The organism is Flintibacter muris (genome assembly GCF_943192995.1).
Taxonomy (GTDB): Bacteria; Bacillota; Clostridia; order Oscillospirales; family Oscillospiraceae; genus Lawsonibacter; species Lawsonibacter muris.
Window position 1 is genome coordinate 39,410 of sequence record NZ_CALPCP010000021.1, and the last position, 23,742, is coordinate 63,151.

Consider the following 23,742-nt stretch of genomic DNA (forward strand, 5'->3'; position numbering starts at 1 on the left):
ACGGGCCCTGAAAAAGAATTTTGATAAAAACGGGAAAAGAAAAACAGAAACGGACTGATTTCTATGATAAAACTCATTTCTCTGGATCTGGACGGCACCTTGCTCACACCGGAGGGGACTGTCACCGCCGCCGCCAGGGCGGCCATTGCCAAGGCCCGGGCGGCGGGGGTGCGGGTGGTCATCAACACGGGCCGGCCCGTTCAGGAGGGTGTCTTCTTCGCCAAAGAGGCCGGGTGTGACCTGCTGACCTCCGGGGCCGGGGGCGGACTGGTGGCGGACGGCGAAACCGGACAGATTATCCGCTGCTGGGGCGTGCCGGAGCCCTCCGCCCGGCGGGCGCTGGAGCTGTGTCTGAGCTGGGACACCCAGCTGATTGTCTACGCCGGGGAGAAGTTTATGGTAAACGCGGCCTATAAGAAGCTGATGGAGACCTTTTATCCCTTCCCCGTCTTCCACGAGGCGGTGATTGTAACGGAGGATTTTTGGGCCTATATGGAGTCCCACAACCTCCCCCTGGTCAAAATTCACGGGGAGATCGGACCCGGGGGCTGCCCTACAGAGCAGCTGGCCGCCCTGCCTGGCGTGACCCTCACCTCCTCCTCCAGCCACGACTTTGAGCTCACTGCCGACAGCGCAGACAAGGGAACAGCTCTGGGGGTAATCGCCGGGCGGTATAACATCCCCCTGAACCAGTGCGCCGCCGTGGGGGACAGCGAGAACGATATGAGCGCCTTTGGCGTGGTGGGGCTACCCATAGCCATGGACAACGCCCCGGAAAAGGTAAAGGCCGCCGCCGCCCGGATCGCACCCTCCAACGCAGAGGACGGCGTGGCCTGGGCCATTTTGAGCTGTTTGGAATAAAATCCCCCAATAAAAAGAGACGCCTCCCGGCGTCTCTCTTCCTTTATGCTCTGGGGTAAGGTTCCCGCACATTTGTCAATCCTAGAAGATAGTCAATGCTGGTGTTATAGAAAAGTGCCAGTTGCTTGAGTGTGTTGATTGGAATATTCAAATTGCCCAGCTCATAATCAGAATAGGTTGTCTGATGAACTTGCAGGATTTTGGACATTTCCGCTTGAGACAGGTCTTTATCTTCCAGCAGTCCTCGCAGATGCTCCAACAACATCATCACCCCAGAATATTATGCTTCAGCGAGATTTTTTGAGTTTACATTTATGGGAATAACCCTTAAAACAAAAGTGAGGTGATTGATATGAGGCAAGGCCCCAAAAAATTGTTAGTGTTCGGATGCCGCTGTGCTTATATGAGCAGGTAAAAGAACTGGCGGAGGAGAGCAGGCTATGTCCGTTAGGTGCTCATACAATATCTGCGGCAGCTGGAAAACGCTCCGGAAACGCTGAATTGGAAGATCTGAAAAAGCATAGTGTGGGAGGGCTTTTTGTTGGGATGGGAAGGGTTTGAAAAGAGCGTCCCGGTGGTTCGGGACGCTCTTTTATAATACAAACAGTTATTTCAACTTCCAAATATCCTCATTGTACTGCTCGATGGTCCGGTCGGAGGAGAAATACCCCGACTTGGCGATATTGACCAGCATCTTTTTTGCCCAGGCCCGGCGGTCGCCGTAGTCCCGCAGGCAGCGGTCCTTAACTGTGATGTATTCCTCTACATCCAGCAGGGCCATAAACCAGTCCTTGGTCTTCATGTCCTTCCAAAGGGCGGACAGCTCTGCAGGGTCGCCGATTGCCAGCAGCTCGGGGGAGATGATAAAGTCCACCAGCCCCTCCACCGCCGGGCGGTGGTAGCAGTCCAGGGGGCGGTAGGCCCGGCCGTCAGGCTCGCTGCCCTTGTACAGGCCGATTACCGTGTCGCTGTTGCGGCCAAAGGTGTAGATGTTGTCCTCCCCCACCAGCTGGGCGATCTCCACATTGGCGCCGTCCATGGTGCCCAGGGTGACCGCACCGTTGGCCATGAACTTCATGTTGCCGGTGCCGCTGGCCTCCTTGGAGGCCAGGGAAATCTGCTCAGAGATGTCGCAGGCGGGGATAAGCCGCTCGGCCCAGGTGACATTGTAGTTCTCCACCATGGCCACCCGCAGCCAGGGCCGGACCTGGGGGTCCTGCTCGATAAGCTTTTGCAGGCAGAGGATCAGGTGGATGATCCGCTTGGCCATGATATAGGCGGGGGCCGCCTTGGCGCCGAACAGCACGGTGACAGGCCGCTCAGGCAGCTTTCCCTTCTTGATCTCCAGATACTTGTGGATGACATACAGGGCGTTCATCTGCTGCCGCTTGTACTCGTGGAGGCGCTTGACCTGAATATCGAAGACCGACTGGGGGTCCAGCTCAATGTGCTGAACGGCCCACAGGATGCGGCACAGGTGGTTCTTGTTGTGCTGCTTCACCTCCAGCAGCCGGTCCAGAACGGCTTCGTCCTCCTGGAAGTCCAGCAGCTTTTCCAGCTTGCGGGCGTCCTGCCGCCAGTCGGGGCCGATACAACTGTCAATCAGGGCGGTGAGCTTGGGGTCGCAGGCCTCCAGCCAGCGGCGGAAGGTGACGCCGTTGGTCTTATTGTTGAACTTTTCGGGGTAGAGGTCGTAGAAGGGCTTGAGCTCGGAGTTTTTCAGAATCTCCGTGTGGAGGGCGGCCACGCCGTTGACGGAAAAGCCGCAGTGGATGTCCATATGGGCCATGTGTACCCGGTTCTGGCCGTCAATGATGGCCACCTTGGGGTCGGGATGGGCCTGCTTCATGCGGCGGTCCAGCTCTTGGATGACGGGCACCAGCCCGGGGACCACCTTCTCAATAAAGGCCAGGGGCCACTTCTCCAGGGCCTCGGCCAGGATGGTGTGGTTGGTGTAGGCGCAGGTGCGGCGGACCTGCTCAAAGGCGTTGTCAAAGGACATGCCCCGCTCTGTCAGCAGGCGGATGAGCTCCGGAATGACCATGGAGGGGTGGGTGTCGTTAATCTGGACCACCACATGGTCGGCCAGGGTATTCAGGGCATACCCCTTGGACTCCAGTTCCGACAGGATGAGCTGGGCCCCGGCAGACACCATAAAGTACTGCTGGTACACCCGGAGCAGCCGGCCGGCGTCGTCGCTGTCGTCAGGGTAGAGGAAGGAGGTCAAGCGGTGGGCGATATCCCCCTTGTCAAAGTCGATCCCCACCCAAGGGGCATCGGCGGGCTGGGCCACGTCAAAGAGGTGGAGCCGGTTGGCGTACTGGTTGTTGGCCCCAGGGATGACGATATCGTAGAGCACCGCCTTCAGATCAAAGCCGCCGAAGGGGACGTCGAAGCTGACCCCGGTGGGAATCAGCCAGCTGTCCGCCTTAATCCAGGGGTCGGGGACCTCGGTCTGGCGGCCGTGGTCAAACTTCTGCCGGAACAGGCCGTAGTGATAGTTCAGGCCCACACCGTCACCAGGCAGGCCCAGGGCGGCGATAGAGTCCAGGAAGCAGGCGGCCAGACGGCCCAGCCCGCCGTTGCCCAGGGAGGGCTCGGGCTCCATAGACTCGATAATCCCCAGGTCCCGGCCCAGGTCAGCCAGCAGCTCCTTGACCTCGCCGTGCAGCCCCAGGGCCAGCAGATTGTTGCTGAGCAGCTTGCCCATCAGGAATTCGGCGGAAAAGTAGTAGAGCTTCCGTCCGCCTGCGGGGGCGGGACGGTCCTGGGCCAGACGGCGGGTGAGAATCAGCAGGGCCTCGTAGAGCTGGCGGTCGTCACACTGATCGGGAGCGCAGCCAAAGCGCGCCTGTGTGGTCTGGAAGAGTTGTTCTTTCAGTTGCATAGATATATCTCCTTAATTCGTTGGGGTTCAGGGACGCTCTCTCGTCCCCCTGTGGGGAAAGGCCCCCTTTGCAAAGGGGGCTCCCGGCGAAGCCGGGTGGGGGGGTCTCCCGAAGGGGAATCGATATATTTCATCGGGGAAAACCCTCCGTCACCGCCTGCGGCGGTGACACCTCCCTTTGCGAAGGGAGGCTTTTGACACGGCTGAGACCGCTATTTTCTCTTCGTCTTGGGCGGATGGGGCAGCCGCTGATATACCTCCATCTCCCGGCGCAGGTGTTTGGAGAGCTTTTCGTCATAGGTGCCGGGCAGGGCCCGCCACTGCCAATTATTCCCTAATGTAGAGGGAGTATTCATCCTGGCCTGGCCGCCCAGCCCCAGCAGGTCCTGGAACTGCATAATCGCCAGGTCGGCAGGGGAGGCCCAGGCCGAGCGCATCATCCCCCAGTGGTAGCCCTCCCGCTTGGACAGGCGCAGATAGGCCTTGGCATAGGATACCTCCTTTTTGGAGGCGGAGGCCATCCAGCCCTGGATGGTATCGTTGTCGTGGGTGCCGGCGTACACCACACAGTGGGCGGGGTAGCGGTGGGGCAGGTAGTCGCTCTCCACGTCCCGGCTGCCAAAGGCGAACTCCAGCACCCTCATCCCGGGGTAGCCCGAGTCTTTGAGCAGCTTGTGTACCGAGGGGGTGAGAAAGCCTAAATCCTCGGCAATGATGTCCTTTTTTCCCAGGGCCTTGTTCACCGTTTTGAAAAAGGCGATACCCGGCCCAGGCTTCCAGCGGCCATTGCGGGCGGTCTTATCCCCATAGGGGATAGCGTAGTAGGAGTCAAACCCCCGGAAGTGGTCAATGCGCAGGGTGTCGTACAGCTGGAACTGGAAGGAGATGCGCTGCAGCCACCAGGCGTAGCCGTCCTCCTTCATTCTCTCCCAGTCGAAGAGGGGGTTGCCCCACAGCTGGCCGTCGGCAGTAAAGGCGTCGGGGGGACAGCCGGCCACCTCGGTGGGCAGGCCGTCCTCGTCCAGCTGAAACAGGGGCCGGTTGGCCCACACGTCGGCGCTGTCCAGCGCCACATAGATGGGCAGATCCCCCAGGACGGATATGCCCTTTTGATTGATATAGCCTTTCAGCTCCTGCCACTGGCGGAAGAAGAGATACTGTACCGCCTTCCAAAAGGCGATATCCTCCGCAAGCTCCTTGCCCGCGCGGTCCATGGCCTCCTTCCGGCGCAGGCGCATCCCCTCGGGCCACTGGTGCCAGGGGATGCCGCCGTATTTTCCCTTCAGGGCCATAAAAAAGGCGTAGTCCTCCAGCCACTCCCCCTGTTCCTGGCAGAAGACGGCAAAATCAGGCCGCTCCTGGGCTAAAAGGCGGCCGCAGGCCTTGCGGAGCACGGGGTAGCGGGTGACGTACATCAGTCCGTAGTCCACCCGCTCAGGGTCGCCGCCCCAGTTCAGGTCCTGGTACTCCCCAGGCTCCAGAAGGCCCTCCTCCGCCAGCAGATCCAAGTCGATAAAATAGGGGTTGCCGGCAAAGGAGGAGAAGGACTGATAGGGAGAGTCGCCATAGCTGGTGGGCCCCAGAGGCAGGACCTGCCAGCAGCTCTGGCCGCCGGCGGCCAGAAAATCCGCAAACTTTCGCGCCTGCGCGCCCAGCGTGCCGATCCCGTAGGGGGAGGGCAGGGAGGACACGGGCATCAGGATTCCCGCTTTTCTCACATTGGAATCCCCTTTCTTGTAAATTTTGGATGATTATGCCATCAAATACAGGCAGGGCAATTTTAGCACATTTAAAGCGGGAACGCAAGTGCCATAGAAGCGGCCAGCTTCTTGACCGGGAAAATTCCCTGCAAAATTTATCAGGGCAAAGCATTTTAAATAAATGAGAGATATATTCTATGTTTATTGCAATATTCGGCATATTATGGTAGAATAAAAAACTCCCTCAGCCCGAGGGGACTGAAGGCGTGCTGTTGCATATTGGCGGTTTACCGTTTGTGCCTCATCGGGTATTGCGATACTTATGTACCTGGCTGCCATAACTATATAGAGCCAACCGTCAGTAACAGCGGTTTTCTGTTTGTATGATACCGTGTGCAGTGTCTCTGTCAAGTAATTTTTGACAAAGGCTTTCAGCAGCAGCGGCGGTGCCGCCGCATTATAAAAAAGGAGTACGCCATGGGCTACCGTATTTTGAGCAAATACCGCACCGAACTGATGGGCGTTGCCATCCTCTGGGTCATGCTGTTTCACTCCTTCGACCTGGATATGGGCCACCCTCTGCTGGAGTGGTTCCGGGCCGCCGGCTTTGGCGGGGTGGACATTTTTATTCTGCTGTCCTCCATGGGGCTGGTGATGTCCCTGTCCAGGCGGGAGCAGAGCTACTCCCAATTCATGGCCCGGCGGGCGGCCCGGATACTTCCGGCCTATTATCTGGTGATGATCCCCTATACTCTGTTTGTCCTGCTCACCCGGGGCGGGCACTGGAGCGCCCTGATTTGGAACGCCGCCCTGCTGTACTACTGGGTCCGCCCCCTGGGGGCTTTTAACTGGTATGTGGCCGGGTCTATGACCTTTTACGCCGTCACTCCCGCCTGCTTCCGCCGGCTGCGCTGCAGCAAACATCGGGAACTGCTCACTGGCCTGGGCACCCTGCTGGGCCTGCTGGCCGGCCGGGTGCTGATGATCGATGGTTTTTGGTACTCCATGGATGTATTTTTCCGCATTCCCATCTTTTTCCTGGGCCTGCTGCTGGGCTTTTACGTGCTGGAGGATCGGAGGCTGGGGGCCAGGGATCTTCTGTTCTGGTGCTTCTGGCTGGGGCTGGGCGTTGCCTACCTGATGTACATGGGCAAGGGTCCCTACGCCGATTACCACCCGCTTTGCTATCTGTTTCTGTTTACCACGGTGCCTATGTGCTTTGTGATCTGCTGGTGCTTTGAACGCCTGCCCCTGGGCTGGCTCCAGGCCTTTTTTCGGCTGCTGGGCGGGCACAGCCTGGAAATTTATCTGCTCAACGTCAGCCTGTTTTCCGAGGTGGAGCTGCTGCGCCGGCTGGTCCGCTTCGGCCCAAGCAACCGGCTGTATTTTCTGCTGTCCTACGCCGCCAACATCTTTCTGGCTCTGCTGCTCCGCCGGGCGGTGGAATGGCTGCGCAAGGCCTGGCTGAATGTCAGGAAACAACGGGCAGCTTAGACCGCCCCCTGTTTCGTCCACGGAAATCCATTTTCAGACCATCCTGCCGCACTTGCAGGGCGGAACAACTCGGCCCGCCGTTGGCTGGCAGTTTTTCCAACGCCGCGCCCAACAGCGCCAAAATTGATTTCCCTGTATTTCGTCAAACAACAGTTGCGAATTGTTTGGTGATATTTTATAATAGGCAGGTAGGAAACAACCATCGGCAAGGAGGATATTCTATGCTGTTAAACGTATTAGCCGTGGGCGACGTGGTGGGCGAGGGGGGGCAGGACATTCTGTCCCGCCGCCTGCCCGGCCTGCGTGAGGAGACGGGGGCCCACTTCACCGTGGTCAACGGGGAAAACGCCTCCGGGGTGGGCATCACCCCCGCCCAGGCCCGGCGGATTCTGGAGGCCGGGGCCGACGTAATTACCCTGGGCAACCACACCTGGAACCGTATCCAGATCGGGGCCTTTCTGGACAAGGACGAGCGCATTCTCCGTCCCGCCAACTACGCCGGGCGGGTGCCGGGCCGGGGCTTTGGCGTCTATCAGTGCCAGGGACTGCGGCTGGGGGTGCTGAACATCATGGGCCGGGTGGACCTGAACTCCAACCTGGACAGCCCCTTTAAAGCGGCCAATTTCTATGTCAACCGGGGGGAGTTTGACCTGCTCCTGGTGGACTTCCATGCCGAGGCCACCAGCGAAAAGGGGGCCATGGGCTGGCATCTGGACGGCCGGGCGGCGGCGGTATGGGGGACCCACACCCACGTCCCCACAGCGGACTGCCGGGTCCTGCCCCAGGGCACCGGCTTTGTCACCGACCTGGGGATGACCGGGCCGGTCAACTCTGTGCTGGGCATCAAGCCGGAAAACTCCCTTAACCTCTTTTTAGGCGGCCTGCCCCGGCGGTATGAGGAGGCCGAGGGAAACTGCAAGCTTAACGCCTGCCTGTTCACCATTGATACCGGCAAAAAGAGGTGTGTCGCCGTCCGCCGGGCGGACATTGAGGAGTAGGCAATCTGGTAGCAAAGAGGTAGCATTATGTTAAAAATCATCCACGGGGCTGACTTCCACCTGGACAGCCCCTTTGCCGGGCTGAGCCCGCAGCGGGCCGTCCAGCGGCGGGGGGAGCAGCGGGAGCTGCTGGAGCGTCTGGCCGGGCTGGCCCGGGAGAAAAACGCCGATCTGGTGCTGCTGGCGGGGGACCTGCTGGACTCGGAGCGGGTCTTCCGTGAGACCGCCCAGGCCCTATGCTCCGCCCTGGCGGCCATCCCCTGCCCGGTGTTCATCTCGCCGGGCAACCACGACTTTTACAGCCCCAGATCCATCTGGACCACCCTGGACTGGCCGGAAAACGTACATATTTTTTCCTCTGAAGAGCTGGAGCAGGTCAGCCTGCCCGGCTGTACCCTGTGGGGAAGGGCCTTCACCGGCCCCCATCAGGACGCCTGCCCCCTGGACGGCCTGAACGTCCCGGAGGACGGCAAGCTCCACATCGCCTGTCTCCACGGCTGCGTAGGGCCTCAAAACAGCTACGGCCCCATCTCGCCTTTGGATATCGCCTCCAGCGGGCTGGACTACCTGGCCCTGGGCCATGTCCACCAGGCCAGCGGCCTGCAAAAAGAGGGAAACACTTTCTGGGCCTACCCCGGCTGTCCCGAGGGGCGGGGCTTTGACGAGCTGGGGGAGAAGGGCGTGCTGTATCTGGAGGCGGAGCCGGGAAAGATAAACGCCCGGTTTATCCCCCTGGCCAAGTACCGGTACGAGATTTTTTCCGCGGATATTACCGGGCCGGAGGGCGCGCTGTCCGCCATTTTAGAGGTTCTGCCCGGAAAAACCAGCGACCTTATCTGCCGCGTTGTTCTGACCGGCGAGGGCGAAGCCCCTAACCTGACAAAATTGCACCAGCTCCTGTCCTCTGAATTTTACGGCCTGACCCTGATTGACCACACCCGCCTGCCCGAAGACCTGTGGGCCCGGCGGGAGGAGGACGCCCTCACAGGGCTGTTCCTGCGGATCATGTGGGAAAAGTGCCGGGAGGAACCGGACAATCCCCTCTGGCAGATGGCCGCCCGGTATGGGCTGGCCGCCCTGGAAGGAGGTGAGGAGGCGTGAAAATCAAATCCATGACCGCCACCTTTGGCCGGCTGGAAAAGGCCCGGCTGGAGCCGGGGCCCGGCCTCACCCTGATCCACGCCCCCAACGAGGGGGGCAAATCCACCTGGGCCGCCTTCTGGCGGACTATGCTCTACGGCATTGACACCCGAGACCGGGATAAAAAAGGCTACCTGGCCGACAAAAACCGCTACCAGCCCTGGTCCGGCGCCCCCATGGAGGGAGAGATCACGCTGGAGTATGAGGGCAGGGATATCACCATCCGCCGGGGTCCCCGAGGAAACAGTCCCTTCGGGTTCTTCTCCGCCGTCTACACCGGCACTCAGGAGCCCGTCCCCGGCCTCACCGCCTCCAACTGCGGCGAGCTGCTCACCGGTGTGGGCGCGGAGGTCTTTTCCCGCTCCGCCTTTCTGGGGGACGGAAACCTGTCCCTCACCACCGCCCCTGAGCTGGAGCGGCGCATTGCCGCCCTGGTCAGCTCAGGGGAGGAGGATGTGTCCTTCTCCCAGGCCATGGGGCGGCTGAAGGAGTGGAAAAACCGGCGGCAGGTCAACAAAAGCGTGGGGGAGATCCCCAAGCTGGAGGGGGAGCTGTCTCAGGTCCGGGAGGCGCTGGAGCAGCTGGAGGATATCTCCGCCCAGGTGACCCGGCTGGAGGGGGAACAGGCCGCCCTGGCCCGGGAGCGGGAGGAGCTGTCCCGCCAAATGGAGGCCCACCGGGCCGCCGTCCGGCAAAAGCTGGACCTGCGGTATGCCCAGGCCGAGGAGGAGTATCAGGCCGCACGGACACAGCTGTCCAACCTGGAGGCGGAATGGGCCGCACGTCCCCTCCCTCATCGGGAGGAGCTGAAAAAGGCCCAGGGGGAGCTGCAATACCTCAAGGTTCTGGAGGAGGAGATCAAGCAGGGCTCCGCCGCCCTGGAGGAGTCCAAACAGTCCGCCGCCCTGGCCCAAGAGGCCGCCAAGGACGAACGCTTTACCGGCCTGTCCGGAGAGGAGGCGGTCACCAAGGCAGGAGAAGACGCGGCCGCCTATCACGCGGCTATTAAGAGAGCGGCTGGGCTTCGCAAGCGCTTTTTTCTGTTTCATGCCACGTTTATTTCGGTGTCTGCCTATTTCCTTTTCTCAAGCTGGTATACCTTCCGTCAGACCAATCTTATTCTCCCCATACTGGCTGTCTATGCTTTGCTGACCTGTCTGTCCTTTCTGTGCCTGCGTTCCTCCTCCAAGATACGAAAGCAGGCCGGGGAATTGCTGGCCCAATACGGCGTTCAGACTCCGGAGGAGCTCACCGCCCAGGCGCTTAGCTATCGGGACCTGTGTCAGGCGGCCGGCAAGGCCGTCCACGAGGTGGAGGTCATCCAAAACGCCGTTGCCGAGCGGGAGACCAAGCTGGAGGCCACCCAGCAGCAGCTGCTGGACTTTGTCCACCAGTTTGCCCCGGAGGCCAGCGACATGTTCGGCTGCTCGGCAGCCCTGTCCCGGGCGCTGAACGTGGACCACGACCTGGCCCTGGCCCGGGACCGGACGGAGGAGCGCCGCCGCCGTCTGGACGACCTGACCGCCCAGGGGGCCGGGCGCGGAGAGGACCCCGGCGTCCAGCTGCCCGTCCCCGAGGCGGGGACGGAGGAGACCGCCCAGGCCCTGGCCCGAACTGCCCAGCAACTGGAACAGGTCACTGCCCAGCTCAACCAGGCCCAGGGCACCCTCCAGGCCATGGGCGACCCCGCCGCCCTGTCCGCCCAGGCGGAGGAGCTGGAGGGGCGCCTGGAGCGCCGCAGGCTGGAGTTTGACGCCCTCGCCGCCGCTATGGACGCCCTCACCCAGGCAAATTCCCAGCTCCAGGAGCGGTTTTCCCCGGAGCTGAACCGGCTCACCGGCCAGTACATGGCCCGGCTCACCCGCGAGAAGTACCCGGCGGTATCCCTTACCCGGGAGCTGGAGGGCTTTGTCCGGGAGGGAGACGGGGTGCTGCCCCGCTCCGCCCTGTACCTGTCCCGGGGGACGGCGGACCAGCTCTATCTGGCCCTCCGGCTGGCGGTATGCCGGCTGTGCCTGCCCGAAAAGCCCCCCATCCTGCTGGACGACGCCCTGACCTCCTTTGACGATTCCCGCCTGGAGGGGGCACTGGAACTGCTGTGGGAGCTGTCCGGTGAGCAGCAGCTGCTCCTGTTCTCCTGCCAGAAGCGGGAGGGGGAGGTGCTGGCCGATATGCCTGGGGTGAAGAAGATTGAGCTGTTGTGAACAAGATTCAGCAGACTTGATTTACTTCGTAATATTTTGCTTCGCAAAACGCAATTCTCAGCCAGCCTGCGGCTGACAGCCCCAAGGAAATCAATTTTTAATCAGTCCAGCCGTATTTGCAGGGCGGGACGACTCGGCCCGCCGCTGGTTAGTAGCTTTTCCCGACGGCGCGCCGGGGTCGTCGTGCCCTGCAGCGCCAAAATTGATTTCCCTGCCCCAGCTCTGTTCCTGTTGCATTTTTCATTCAAACCGGTTATAATACCAACCACGACACAAGGAAACGAGGTGCCCCAATGGACGAATACAACAACCCGGTTCGGAGACCCCCGTGGCTTCAGTCCCCGGAGGAGGAGATTGAGGAACAGGAGGAGCCCCGCCGTCCTGGGGCGGAGGTGTACGACTGGCTCCAGCTCTTTTTGGGCTGTGTTATCGCCGCGGTAGTGCTGTTCAACTGCGTGGCCCGGCTCACCCGGGTGGACGGCTCCTCTATGGACAACACCCTCCGGCACGGTGAGGTTATGCTGATCTGGTCTCTGGGCTACACCCCGAAGCAGGGGGACATTGTGGTACTGAACAAGACCTCTGTTATCCTCCAGGGCTGGAGCGAGCCCAGGGCCATTGTCAAGCGGGTTGTCGCCACCGGAGGACAGACTGTGGACATCGACTACGCCGCCGGGGTCGTCTATGTGGACGGCCAGCCTTTGGACGAGCCCTACCTTCCGGAGGAGATGCACCTGCCCTACGGCCCCACCATGCAGGGGACCCATTGGGAGGTTCCCGAGGGCTCTGTCTTTGTCCTGGGGGACAACCGCAACAACTCCACCGACAGCCGGGACGTTCAGCTTGGACCCATCAACACCGACTATATCCTGGGCAAGGCGGTTTTCGCCCTGTGGCCTCTGGACCGCTTTGGTATTGTATAGCATCTGTCCGCTGAAACAGCGCGCTCCCGGCCAAAAAGGCGGCTGGGGGCGCTGTTTTTGTATTTTATCTTGAAACGGGCTATATTCCTGTGCTATAATAGAAAAGTTAACATGTGGATCGTGCGCTCCGCGTCCAGCGGAGCGTGCAGGACAGGGCGGGAGGTGACCACCGGTGAAATACAAGCAGTGGCGGGTGGCCGCTCCCTGTCCGGAGGGGCAGTGGGCCCTGGAGCGGACCGGCCTGCCCCCGCTGCTGGCCGGACTGCTGGCCGCCCGGGGGGTGACCCGCCCGGAGGCCGCCCGAAGGCTGCTCTCCCCCAACAGTGAGCCCATTCCCGACCCCATGCTGCTGAAAGATATGGACAGGGCCGCCCGGCGGGTGCGGCTGGCTTTGGAGCAGGGGGAGCTGATCGCCGTCTATGGCGATTATGATGTGGACGGCATCACCGCCACCTGTCTGCTCACCCAGTTTCTCACTGCCCGGGGGGGACACGTTGTCCCCTACATCCCCAGCCGCCTGGGAGAGGGCTACGGCCTGAATCTGGAGGCAGTCCACACCCTGTCCGGGCAGGGCGTGGCTCTGGTGATTACTGTAGACTGCGGCATCACCGCTGTGGACGAGACCGCCCTGGCCAACAACCTGGGCATGGACGTGGTCATCACCGACCACCACGCCTGTAAGGAGACCCTCCCCCCCGCGGCGGCGGTAGTGGACCCCCACCGGCCCGACTGCCCCTACCCCTTTAAGGGGCTGGCCGGAGTGGGCGTGGCCCTGATGCTGGCCCTGGCTGTGGCCGGTCCCCAGGAGGGGCGGGCCGTATTTGATGAATTCTGCGACCTGGCCGCCGTGGGCACGGTGGCCGACGTGATGCCCATGACCGGGGCCAACCGGGCCATTGTCAGCCTGGGGCTGACCAGGCTGGACCCGCCCCGGCGGGTGGGATTTGCCAGCCTGCTGCGGTGCTCAGGGCTGGAGGACAAGCCGGTGACCTCCGTTTCTGTGGGCTATACCCTGGCCCCCCGGATCAACGCCTCCGGACGGATGGGCATGGCCGAGGTGGCGGTGGAGCTGTTCCTTACAAACGACCCTGCCCGAGCCGACGAGCTGGCCGCCCGGCTGTGCGAGCTGAACCGGGAGCGCCAGGGCATTGAGGGAGACATTTTTCAGCAGTGCGTCTGCCACCTGGAGCAGGCGCCCCAGGAGGGGGCCATTGTACTGGCCGGAAGCCAGTGGCACCAGGGGGTGGTGGGTATTGTGGCCTCCCGCCTGGCCGAAAAATATGCTCGCCCCTGCTTTATGATCTGCCTGGACGGCGGCATGGGCAAGGGCTCCTGCCGCTCCTGGGGGGACATCAACCTCTTTGAGCTGCTCACCTCCTGCGACCACCTGCTGGAAAACTTCGGCGGTCACGCCCTGGCCGCCGGCTTTACGGTCAAAGAGGAAAATATCCCCGCCCTGGCCCTGGCCCTGCGCCAGGCAGTGGCGGACAGCTGCCACGGTGAGGCCCTGCCCTCGGTGCTGGAGGTGGACATGGCCGTTGCCCCCCAGCATCTGACGGTGGAGGCGGTGAAGGCGCTGGATCTGCTGGAGCCCTGCGGCACAGGCAATCCCAGGCCGGTGTTCCTGCTTCAGGGCGCCCAGGTGCACACTATGTCCCAGGTGGGCCGGGGCAGGCATTTAAAGCTGAGGCTGGACAGCCGGGGGGTGGCCCTGGATGCCATCTACTTCTCCAGCCAGGGCTCCGAGCTTGGGCTGTACCCCGGGTGCCGGGTGGATGTGGTCTTCTACCCCCAGATCAATGACTTCCGGGGTGTGCGCACCGTCCAGCTCCAGGTGGTGGACCTGCGGCTGGCCCCCTCCCGGGCCCAGCTGGAACAGGCTATCTATGACAAATACAGCCGGGGAGACCCCCTCACCTGTGAGGAGGCCCGGTTTCTGCTCCCCAGCCGGGGGGACTTTGTGGGGCTGTACCGGTGGCTGGAAAGGCAGTCCACTGCCTCCACCGTGGTGGAGGACACACCGGCCCGTATCGCCCGGTCGGTGGCCCGGGCCACCCGGCAGCGGGAGGTGCCCGCCCGCACCATGCTCTGCCTGGAGGTGCTGGAGGAGCGGGGATTGATCAACCTGAACCGCCGCACCGACCGCATCCAGATCACCCTGCGCCATGTGGAGCATAAGGTGGATTTAGAGGCATCAGAGATCATAAAACGCCTGCGCCGGATTTTGGAAAACGGCGTGTAGGGGGCGGCGCTCCGCCGCCCCGCCTGAGCAAAACCGCTGTCTCGCGGCGCGCCGAGGCCGTCGCGCCCTACAGATAACACCCAAATACCGAGGTGACATTATGGACCCCATTTTGGAACGCTATCATTCGCTGGAAAAAAAGGTATTCAACTACATGCCAAGCCTGGATACCCAGAAGCTGTTTGACGCCTTTACCTATGCGGATGCCGCCCACCACGGGCAGCTGCGCAAAAGCGGCGAGCCCTATATTATCCACCCCATCGCCGTGGCCGAGATTGTGGCCGACCTGGAGCTGGACCTGGACTCGGTGGTGGCCGCCCTGCTCCACGACTGCATTGAGGATACCGCCTCCACCCACGAGGAGATCGCAAAGAAGTTCAACCCCACCGTGGCCGAGCTGGTGGAGGGGGTGACCAAGCTGACTAAGATGCAGTTTGTCACCAAGGAAGAGGAGCAGATGGAGAATCTGCGCAAGATGCTCATGGCCATGAGCCGGGACATCCGGGTGATTCTCATCAAGGTGTGCGACCGGCTGCACAATATGCGCACCATGGAGTACCAGTCCCCACGCAAGCAGCGGGAGAAATCTCTGGAGACCATGGAGATTTACGCCCCCATTGCTCACCGTTTAGGTATGCAGAAGATCAAGTGGGAGCTGGAGGACCTGTCCCTGCGCTATCTGGACCCGGTGGGCTACAAGGAGATTGAGGAGGAGCTCACCGAGCGCTCCTCCGCCCACGAGGAATTTCTGGCCGGTATCCAGCAGCGCATTGAGCAGCGCCTGTCCCAGGAGGGGCTCCACTGCACCATCTACGGCCGGGTAAAGCACATCTACTCCATATACCGCAAAATGTTCGCCCAGAACAAAACCCTGGACGAGATTTTTGATCTGTACGCCTTTCGGGTGATTGTCAGTGACATCCCGGAGTGCTACAACGTATTGGGCTGTATCCACGACATGTTCAAGCCGGTACTGGGCCGCTTTAAGGACTATATCGGCACCCCAAAGCCCAACATGTACCAGTCTCTCCACACCACCGTGATCGGCAGGGAGGGCATCCCCTTTGAGGTGCAGATCCGCACCTGGGAGATGCACCAGACCGCCGAATACGGCATTGCCGCCCACTGGAAGTACAAGCAGGGGATGGCCAACAGGAATCTGGGCACCGAGCATGAGTTCGAGTGGGTGCGCAAGCTGCTGGAGGGACAGCAGGACACCGACGCGGAGGAGTTCGTCTCCACTTTGAAGGTGGACCTGTTCGCCGACGAGGTCTTTGTCTTCACCCCCAACGGCGACGTGAAAAGCCTGCCCGCCGGCGCCACCCCTATCGATTTTGCCTACAACATCCACTCCGCCATAGGCAACACTATGGTGGGTGCCCGGGTCAACGGGCGGATGGTGCCCTACGACTACCAGCTGTCCAACGGTGACATTGTGGAGGTGCTCACCTCCAAAGGCGCCAAGGGCCCCAGCCGGGACTGGCTCAAGCTGTGCAAGTCCAACGAGGCCCGGAATAAAATACGCCAGTGGTTTAAGAAGGAGCGGCGGGAGGAGAATATCGCCACCGGCCGGGCCGCCTTCGACGCGGAGCTGAAGCACGCCAAGATGACTCTGGCCGCCGTCACCTCTGAGGAGGTCCTGCCCCACATCCTTCACAAGCTGCGCTGCGGCACCTTGGATGAGCTGTACGCCTCTATCGGCTACGGGGGGACCACAGCCTCCAAGTCGGTGGCCCGTATCCGGGAGGAGATGCAGCGGCTGGGCCGGCTCCAGGCGGAAAAGGCGGCCGCCGCCGCCCGCACCCTGGAGGAGAGCGTCATTATGCCCGGCAGCGCCGCCGCTGGCAGCACTCACGGACCTGTAAAACCCAAACACTCCGACTCGGGCATCATTGTAGAGGGTCTGGGCAACTGCCTGGTAAAATTCGCCAAGTGCTGCACCCCTGTCCCCGGCGATCCGGTAATTGGCTTTATCACCCGGGGCTATGGCGTGTCCGTCCACCGGGCGGACTGCCCCAACGCCCACCCGGACCGGCGCAAGCCCGACGAGAGCGACCGCTGGATCAAGGTGTCCTGGGCGGACAGCAAGCTGCCCAATTACAAGACGTCTCTGGAACTGTCCGCCAAGGACCGGGACAACCTGACCCTGGACGTGGCCATGGCCCTGTCCACCGCCAAGGTAAAGGTGTCCGCCCTGTCCGCCCGCTCCATGCCGGACGGCCACGCCACCATCTCCATGGTGGTGGAGGTAAAGGACAAGGATGAGCTGGAGGGCGTTGTCAACAAGCTGAACAATATCCAGGGCGTGTACCACGTGGCGAGAGCTTCGGGGAAATAGGGAAAAGGCCCCCTTCGCAAAGGGGGCTGTCAGCGAAGCTGACTGGGGATTTTCCTAACGAAAACAGATGCGCTGTGATAGGAGAAAACCCTCCGTCACCGCCTTCGACGGCGCCACCTCCCTTTGCGAAGGGAGGCTTTTGGACGCAAACTCACAAGCATTATACTCGATAGAAGGACGTGATTCCATGCGTGCGGTCGTTACCCGGGTCAGCTCCGCCTCTGTCACCATCGGCGGCAGGGTGGAGGGAGCCATTGACAGGGGCTTTCTGGTCCTGCTGGGGGTGGGCCCCCAGGACAACGAGGCTGTCTGTGACAAGCTGGCGGAAAAAATCTGCAATCTGCGGATATTTGAGGACGAAAATGAAAAAATGAACCTGAACCTGGAGCAGGTTGGGGGATCGCTGCTGGTGGTGTCCCAGTTCACCCTGTACGCCGACACCTCCTCCCGCCGCCCCGGCTTCTCCCACGCTGCCAAGCCCGATTTGGCCGTCCCGCTGTATGAGCGGTTTATGGAGCAGTGCCGCCAGCGGGGTTTTACTGTGGAGCACGGCCAGTTCGGAGCGGATATGCAGGTGGCCTCGGTCAACGACGGGCCGGTGACCATCCTCTTTGATACGGACAAGTAGGGCATGACCACTGGGTACGCCGCCCTGCGCCGACAGACAAATAGCGCATCGAGGTCGTCGCGCCCTGCAAATAAACCAAGGAGGTTGTTCCCATGCTGTTTTTCAAGAAGAAATCCGATGCCAGCCAGCCTCATTCGGACTGGCCCTGGAGGCTGGAGCTGTCTGGCTATCCCAGCAGTCAGCTCAGCTGGGAGATCATTGTCTCAGAGCTGCGGAAGCTCAATTTGGAGGATGTGGACAGCTTTCTGATTCTGGAGCAGAGAGATCCCAAAAATCCCAAGGAGTACTGGTATATCCAAAGCGCCTTGGCCAAGGCGGGGCCCTTCCAGGGGCAGTATATTGTGGGCGTGGGCTGGTCCGCGCCGGAACACAACCAGATGTGGGAGCTGTGTGTGCCCCAGGTGGAGCAGGCAATCGGGTATTTTGAGGACGCCTACAAGAAAAAGCATGTCGACCTCACCGGATTTGAGGATCAGTCGGACATGCTTCCATAAAATGAATGAAAAGCGAGGGTTTTCTTATGAAGATCAGCATGATGCAGGTGGGCCCTATTGGTACCAACTGCTATATTCTGGAGGACGAAACCGCCAAAAAGGCCGCCGTCATTGACCCCGGCGACGAGGCGGACCGCATTTTGGTCCAGCTGAACCAGATGGATATTCAGGTGGAGTATATCCTCCTCACCCACGGCCACTACGACCACACCACCGCCGTGCCCGAGCTGCATAAGGCCCTGCCTGAAGCCAAAATCTACATCCACCAGGCCGACGCCAACGGGGCGGGCAGCCGTCTGTTCCCCCTGGCGGGGCAGGTGGATGACCTGCTGCTCTATGATGAGGGAGACACCCTCCCTCTGGGGGCGCTCACCATTGAGGTACTCCACACCCCCGGACATTCCCCCGGCTCTGTCACCCTCAAGGCGGGTGACGCCCTGTTCACCGGGGACACCCTCTTCGCCGGCGACTGCGGCCGCACTGACCTGCGGGGAGGCAGCTGGGAAGAAATCCTGGCCTCCCTGGGCCGCCTGGGCAGGCTGGAGGGCAGCTTTCACGTCCTCCCCGGCCATGGCGACACCTCCGACTTGGACACCGAGCGGAAAATCAACCCCTACCTGAAACAGGGGATGGAGCTGAAGTAAATCCCCCCCGCCCCCCTTTAACCAGGGGGGCTTCAAAAGGCGCAGCGCAAAGGCCCCCTTCGCAAGGGGGGCTCCCGGCGAAGCCGGGGGGTCCTACATGAAAACAGATGCGTTTTCGATTGGGGAAAACCCTCCGTCACCGCTTTCGGCGGTGCCACCTCCCTTTGCGAAGGGAGGCTTTTCGGTGCGGCACTGCACCCCCAGCCCCTTAAGAACCTCCTGGCGCAGGCCCGGGCCGAAGAGGCAGTAGGCCCGGGCCTCACAGGAGAGATGGCTGGTGAGGGCGAATTCAAATTCGTTGTAGCACTCATAGCCGATGAGATCCAGCAGTTTCACCGCGGCTCTGTTACATTCCTGCTCCGCCTGGACATACTCCGGGATTGTATTGCAGAATTTCGCGATTTCGGCGGGAATTTACAGGTTGCCAAAGAATAAAGTATGTAGTATAGTTTGGTCCATAGTGATTCCTCCATTCCCAAAGTTGTTCTTCGTGTCTGCATTATGCAACGAAGACCAGCTCCATGCCAAGGGGTTTTTATGATTACTTTACCTGAAAGATTAAAACTGCTCCGCAAAGAGAGACATATGACGCAGATTCAACTTGCTGAGCTGCTTAATCAAGCTCCCCACGCCTATCAGTACTATGAGGCAGGGGCGAACTTCCCTGAACTCCCCAAGCTGATTGCGTTGGCTGACTTCTACAACGTCAGCCTGGACTATCTCATTGGCCGCAGCGAAACAAGGGAGCGTCAGCCATGAAGCTTTACTTTGAGATCTCCAACTTCCCCTGGTCGCCAGAGCGGTATCACTACGCAGCGGAACAGATGATGCTGACTTTGTTCCCGGGGGAGCGGCCCGAGTACCCGGCCGGGCCTCTGCCGGGGGACATGGGCGGCGAAAAAAACGCGGCGGTGTTTACCCTCCACCGGGGGAAGAAGCTGACCAATCTCAGTGTTCTGGTTTTCCGGTCCCAGGGATATTATAACGGTGTGAGCCGTTTCCCCTCCCAGGAGCTGGACCGCCCCCCTGAGGAGGTCTACCACACCGTTCAGCACGCTCTGAAAATCGCCTTTTATAAGGCGGGCACCGCCCTGCTGGGGGCGCAGCCTCCCTGGGGGGCCCTTACGGGGGTCCGCCCGGTAAAGCTGCCCACCCGGTCCCTGCTGGCCGGGAACACCCCAAGGCAGGCCCAGAAGGAGCTGGAGAAGGAGTATTTCGTCTCCCCCGCCCGGGCAAAGCTGGCGGTGGACTGCGCCCAGGCCAGCGTGGCGGCGCAGAAGTCCCTGCTTCCCCAGGAGGTCTCCCTCTATATCGGTATCCCCTTCTGCCCCACCCGGTGTGTCTACTGCTCCTTCGTCTCAGCCGACGTGGGCCGGACGCTGAAGCTGGTGGAGCCCTATCTGGACAGCCTGCTCCGGGAGGTGGAGGAGACCGGCCGGGTGCTGAGAGAGACGGGGTTGACCGTCCGCTCCTTCTACATGGGGGGCGGCACCCCCACCACCCTGTCCGCAAACCAGATGGACCGGCTGCTGTCCAAGTGCGAGGAATGCCTCCCCCTGGAGGGCTGCACCGAGTACACTGTAGAGGCAGGGCGGCCTGACACCATCACCATAGACAAGCTGGAGACCCTGGCCCGGCATAAAATCGGGCGCATCTCCATTAACCCCCAGACCCTGGAGGAGCATGTGCTGGAGGCGATTGGGCGAAAGCACTCCTCTGATAACATCCGGGCGGCCTATGAGCTGACTCGCCGTGTGGGCTTTGACTGTGTCAACATGGACCTGATTGCCGGCCTGCCCCAGGACTCCTTCGACGGCTTCCGCCGCTCTCTGGAGAGGGTGTTGGCTATGGCTCCGGAGAATATCACCGTCCACACTCTGGCGCTGAAAAAGGGATCTTCCCTGATGGAGCAGGGAGGTTGCCTCCCCACCGGAGAGAAGACGGCTGAAATGCTGGATTTTTCCCGGGAGACATTGACAACAGAGGGTTATATCCCGTATTATTTATACCGTCAGAAGTACATGTCCGGCTCGCTGGAGAATGTGGGCTGGGCCAAGCCGGGCACCGAGAGCCTGTACAACATTATCATGATGGAGGAGCTGCACACCGTCGTCTCCCTGGGGGCGGGCGGAGTGACCAAGCTCATTGGCGGCGGCGGAAAAATCCTCCGCCTCACCAACCCCAAATACCCCCAGGACTATCTGTCCGGACTGGACAAGGTGCTGGGACAGAAGCAGGAAATTCGGAGTTTTTATCTGTAGGAATAACGGGGCCTTTAAAGAGGAGTGAGCTATTATGGCATACCAATTACAGGAGATCAACCGGCGTGTCCGGACCGACGTGACTGAATTTCTGGCCGAGTGTGACGAAAACTACGCCCAGCGGGTGTCGCTGGCGGCAGACAAGATTCTGTCCAACCTGGAGCGAAGCCCAATCGTGCTGCTTTCCGGGCCCTCCGGCTCCGGAAAGACCACAACGGCCATGAAGATTGCCGAGGAGCTCCAGCGCCGTGGGGTAAACTCCCGCGCGGTGGCCATGGACAACTACTTTCTCACCGTGAACCCCCAAACCGCGCCCCGCACACCGGAGGGGGCAATCGACTATGAGTCCCCCCTGTGCATGGACACGGAGCTGCTGGGCCAGCACTTCACCGCCCTGTCCCGGGGGGAGGAGATTCTTATTCCCAGGTTTGAGTTCGCCCGGCAGATGCGCAACGACAGCCTGGGCACCCCCCTCAGGCTGGAGAAGAACGAGATTGCCATTTTCGAGGGCATCCACGCCCTGAATGACAACATAGCAGGCCGCCACCCGGAGGCCACCAAGTTGTACATCTCCGCCCGCTCCAACGTGAACGAGGGCGCCGCTCTCCGCTTTAAGGGCACCTGGATGCGGCTGACCCGCCGGGCTGTCCGGGACTACAGCTTCCGGGGTCAGGAGGTGGCCCAGACCCTAGCCATGTGGGCCAATGTCCGCCGGGGAGAAAAGCTGTACATTTCCCCCTTCAAGGGCAAGGCCGACATTGTCTTCGACTCCTCCCTGCCCTACGAGGTACCGGTGATGAAAAACTACGCCGTCCCCATTCTCAAAAGCGTCCCTGAGGACAACGAGCGCCATGACGAACTGCTGGACCTGATTGCTTCCTTTGAACACTTTGAGGCCATCGACCCCGCGCTGGTGGCCAAAGACTCCCTTCTTCGGGAATTCATCGGCGGCGGAAGCTATAAATACCACTGATTTTATCCTGAACTCGGAGTGATACCAATGCCATATTTGCCTACCTACGATTCCCGCGACCTCCGCTACAAAACCCCTTACGGCGCGGTGGCCACGGGGACGCAGGTGCAGTTTACCCTCCGTCCCCCCCGGACCGAGACCTTTTCCCATGCCAGCATAACAGCCCGCTTTGAAAGCCGCCATGACGAGACGGTTATTATGAAGATGCCCTGGCAGGGCCATGAGCTGGGCCAGGACCTGTTCTCCGCGGAGCTGGACACCACCGGCTACGTGGGCCTGATCTGGTACTCCTTCCGCCTGGTCAAGCTGAACGGCGGCAAGCAGGAGCTGGGCCCCTATCAGCTCACCGTCTACAACGGGGACGAGACCGTCCCAGACTGGTTCGGCCAGGGGGTCACCTACCAGATCTTTCCTGACCGTTTTCGCCGCAGCCGAGTTCCGGACCCGGAGGGACTGGTGGGGGGCCGTTGGGTCCACCAGAGCTGGGAGGAGTTCCCCGAATACCGCCCCGACGACCGGGGAGAGGTGCGCAACCGGGACTTCTTCGGCGGAGATTTTCAGGGCGTAATTGAAAAGCTGGACTATTTAAAGAGCCTGGGAGTGGAAACCCTCTACTTCAACCCCATCTTTGAGGCGGCGGAGAACCACCGCTACGGCACCGCCGACTACAGCCGGGTGGACCCCATGCTGGGCACCAATGATGACTTCTCCCGGCTGTGCGCCGAGGCCCACAAGCAGGGGATGCGGGTGATTCTGGACGGCGTGTTCAACCACACCGGCTTTGTCAGCCGTTACTTTAACGGCGACGGCTTTTATCCGGAGACGGGGGCCTATCAGAGCTGGGACTCCCCCTATCACTCCTGGTTTCACTTTACCCAGTGGCCCCAGAAGTACGACAGCTGGTGGGGCATCTACTCCCTGCCCGCCGTCAACGAAAACGACCCGGGCTACCGGGACTTTATCTTCGCCGGAGAGGACAGTGTGGTCCGCCGCTGGCTCCGGGCCGGGGCAGACGGCTGGCGGCTGGATGTGGCCGACGAGCTGCCCGACGACTTTGTCCACGGCATTCATGAGGCCGCCCGGGCGGAGAAGCCGGACGCAGTAGTCATTGGCGAGGTTTGGGAGGACGGCTCCACCAAGGTGGCCTACGGCGTGCGCCGCAAGCACATTCTGGGCGGCCACTGCGACGGGCTGATGAACTATCCCCTCCGCTCCGCCATTCTGTCCTTTTTCCAGGGGGGCGGAGGCGAGGGCTTTGTCAAGGTGATGGAGACCATTCGGGAAAATTATCCCCATTTCGCCTTCTACTCCGCCATGAATTCCCTGGACACCCACGACACCCCCCGGCTGATTACCCTTCTGGGGGCAGGGGGCGAGTACCGGGACCAGACCAAGGAGTGGCGGGCCCAGTACAGGCTGTCCCCCAAGCAGCGGGCCAGGGGCAGGGCCCTGCTGAAGGCCGCCGCCCTGCTGATGTTCTGCTTTCCCGGCTCCCCCACGGTGTACTATGGGGATGAGGTGGGCATGGAGGGCTTTGAAGACCCCTTCAACCGCCAGACCTACCCCTGGGGGCACGAGGATATGGACCTTCTGGAGTGGTACCGCGCCCTGGGCCGGCTGCGCAGGCGGCACCAGGCCCTGCGCCGGGGCTCCATCCGGTATCTCTGCGGCAAGGGGCCCCTGCTGGCCTTTATCCGGGAGACGGAAGGGGAACGGCTACTGTGCGTGTTCAATTCGGGCAGTAATGAACACACCTTTCTTGTGGAGGAGGGCCGGCCTCAGCTTATTCTGGGCCAGGCCGGCTTCCTTCGGGCGGAGGACGACGGCACATATACACTCCTCCTCCCGCCCCGGTCGGGCTCGGTGTTCTCTGTGGACAGCAGCGGGCTTCAAAATGGATGATACGAACAGGGGCGGCCTTGGGCCGCCCCATATATGTCACAAATTTCCAACTA

General features: G+C 61.3%; 19 protein-coding genes. 15 read left to right on the forward strand and 4 right to left on the reverse strand.

Annotation, left to right across the window (positions count from 1 at the left end; translation table 11 throughout):
- The first annotated feature begins 63 nt into the window (after positions 1 to 63).
- Entirely contained in the window at positions 64 to 861 is a 798-nt protein-coding gene (locus NFS22_RS14925; protein WP_251318513.1) for a Cof-type HAD-IIB family hydrolase, read from the forward strand.
- Between the two features lie 43 nt (positions 862 to 904).
- Here NFS22_RS14925 and NFS22_RS14930 read toward each other — a convergent pair whose 3' ends face one another.
- The 3 genes from NFS22_RS14930 to malQ form a co-directional block, all read right to left on the reverse strand.
- Positions 905 to 1,126 (reverse strand): helix-turn-helix domain-containing protein, encoded by a 222-nt coding sequence (locus NFS22_RS14930; RefSeq protein WP_420908874.1) that lies wholly within the window; start codon positions 1,124 to 1,126, stop codon positions 905 to 907.
- Between the two features lie 342 nt (positions 1,127 to 1,468).
- Positions 1,469 to 3,748: a glycogen/starch/alpha-glucan phosphorylase gene (locus NFS22_RS14935; RefSeq protein WP_251318514.1), complete on the reverse strand. Its 2,280-nt coding sequence runs from the start codon at positions 3,746 to 3,748 to the stop codon at positions 1,469 to 1,471.
- Between the two features lie 212 nt (positions 3,749 to 3,960).
- On the reverse strand, positions 3,961 to 5,466 hold the full coding sequence (gene malQ, locus NFS22_RS14940; RefSeq protein WP_251318515.1) for a 4-alpha-glucanotransferase: 1,506 nt from the start codon (positions 5,464 to 5,466) through the stop codon (positions 3,961 to 3,963).
- Between the two features lie 459 nt (positions 5,467 to 5,925).
- On the opposite strand from malQ, the gene NFS22_RS14945 reads away from it, so the two are divergent.
- The 10 genes from NFS22_RS14945 to NFS22_RS14990 all read left to right on the forward strand — a co-directional run bounded on the left by NFS22_RS14945 (position 5,926) and on the right by NFS22_RS14990 (position 18,553).
- Positions 5,926 to 6,942: an acyltransferase family protein gene (locus tag NFS22_RS14945; protein WP_251318516.1), complete on the forward strand. Its 1,017-nt coding sequence runs from the start codon at positions 5,926 to 5,928 to the stop codon at positions 6,940 to 6,942.
- A gap of 221 nt (positions 6,943 to 7,163) precedes the next feature.
- Positions 7,164 to 7,940, forward strand: coding sequence for a TIGR00282 family metallophosphoesterase (locus tag NFS22_RS14950; protein ID WP_251318517.1), 777 nt, complete (start codon positions 7,164 to 7,166; stop codon positions 7,938 to 7,940).
- Between the two features lie 27 nt (positions 7,941 to 7,967).
- Positions 7,968 to 9,041: a metallophosphoesterase family protein gene (locus tag NFS22_RS14955; RefSeq protein WP_251318518.1), complete on the forward strand. Its 1,074-nt coding sequence runs from the start codon at positions 7,968 to 7,970 to the stop codon at positions 9,039 to 9,041.
- Positions 9,038 to 11,284: an ATP-binding protein gene (locus NFS22_RS14960; RefSeq protein ID WP_251318519.1), complete on the forward strand. Its 2,247-nt coding sequence runs from the start codon at positions 9,038 to 9,040 to the stop codon at positions 11,282 to 11,284. The genes NFS22_RS14955 and NFS22_RS14960 overlap by 4 nt, the downstream gene beginning before the upstream one ends.
- A 293-nt stretch (positions 11,285 to 11,577) precedes the next feature.
- Positions 11,578 to 12,207, forward strand: coding sequence for a signal peptidase I (lepB, locus tag NFS22_RS14965; protein ID WP_251318520.1), 630 nt, complete (start codon positions 11,578 to 11,580; stop codon positions 12,205 to 12,207).
- Between the two features lie 172 nt (positions 12,208 to 12,379).
- A complete protein-coding gene (gene recJ / locus NFS22_RS14970; RefSeq protein ID WP_251318521.1) occupies positions 12,380 to 14,449 on the forward strand; it encodes a single-stranded-DNA-specific exonuclease RecJ in 2,070 nt (689 codons plus the stop codon).
- A 100-nt stretch (positions 14,450 to 14,549) separates the two neighbouring features.
- Positions 14,550 to 16,787 carry a RelA/SpoT family protein gene (locus tag NFS22_RS14975; RefSeq protein WP_251318522.1) on the forward strand — a complete coding sequence of 746 codons (2,238 nt, stop codon included), beginning with the start codon at positions 14,550 to 14,552 and terminating at the stop codon, positions 16,785 to 16,787.
- Positions 16,788 to 16,974: 187 nt separating this feature from the next.
- Positions 16,975 to 17,415, forward strand: a complete 441-nt coding sequence (dtd, locus tag NFS22_RS14980; protein WP_251318523.1) for a D-aminoacyl-tRNA deacylase — start codon at positions 16,975 to 16,977, stop codon at positions 17,413 to 17,415.
- 92 nt (positions 17,416 to 17,507) lie between these two features.
- On the forward strand, positions 17,508 to 17,909 hold the full coding sequence (locus tag NFS22_RS14985) for a hypothetical protein (protein ID WP_251318524.1): 402 nt from the start codon (positions 17,508 to 17,510) through the stop codon (positions 17,907 to 17,909).
- 26 nt (positions 17,910 to 17,935) lie between these two features.
- The gene (locus NFS22_RS14990; protein ID WP_251318525.1) at positions 17,936 to 18,553 is read left to right on the forward strand and encodes an MBL fold metallo-hydrolase; all 618 of its coding nucleotides are present in this window, start codon (positions 17,936 to 17,938) and stop codon (positions 18,551 to 18,553) included.
- 93 nt (positions 18,554 to 18,646) lie between these two features.
- On the opposite strand, the gene NFS22_RS14995 is transcribed toward NFS22_RS14990, so the two are convergent.
- A complete protein-coding gene (locus NFS22_RS14995; RefSeq protein WP_251318526.1) occupies positions 18,647 to 18,889 on the reverse strand; it encodes a hypothetical protein in 243 nt (80 codons plus the stop codon).
- A 201-nt stretch (positions 18,890 to 19,090) separates the two neighbouring features.
- On the opposite strand from NFS22_RS14995, the gene NFS22_RS15000 reads away from it, so the two are divergent.
- From NFS22_RS15000 to NFS22_RS15015, 4 genes are read left to right on the forward strand one after another with little or no spacing between them, the layout of a single operon-like run.
- The gene (locus tag NFS22_RS15000) at positions 19,091 to 19,312 is read left to right on the forward strand and encodes a helix-turn-helix domain-containing protein (RefSeq protein ID WP_277614783.1); all 222 of its coding nucleotides are present in this window, start codon (positions 19,091 to 19,093) and stop codon (positions 19,310 to 19,312) included.
- Positions 19,309 to 20,814, forward strand: a complete 1,506-nt coding sequence (gene hemZ / locus NFS22_RS15005; RefSeq protein ID WP_251318528.1) for a coproporphyrinogen dehydrogenase HemZ — start codon at positions 19,309 to 19,311, stop codon at positions 20,812 to 20,814. Before NFS22_RS15000 ends, hemZ begins: the two co-directional genes overlap by 4 nt.
- A gap of 34 nt (positions 20,815 to 20,848) precedes the next feature.
- Positions 20,849 to 21,787 carry a uridine kinase family protein gene (locus tag NFS22_RS15010; protein WP_251318529.1) on the forward strand — a complete coding sequence of 313 codons (939 nt, stop codon included), beginning with the start codon at positions 20,849 to 20,851 and terminating at the stop codon, positions 21,785 to 21,787.
- A 27-nt stretch (positions 21,788 to 21,814) separates the two neighbouring features.
- The gene (locus NFS22_RS15015) at positions 21,815 to 23,689 is read left to right on the forward strand and encodes a glycoside hydrolase family 13 protein (RefSeq protein ID WP_251318530.1); all 1,875 of its coding nucleotides are present in this window, start codon (positions 21,815 to 21,817) and stop codon (positions 23,687 to 23,689) included.
- Positions 23,690 to 23,742 lie beyond the last annotated feature (53 nt).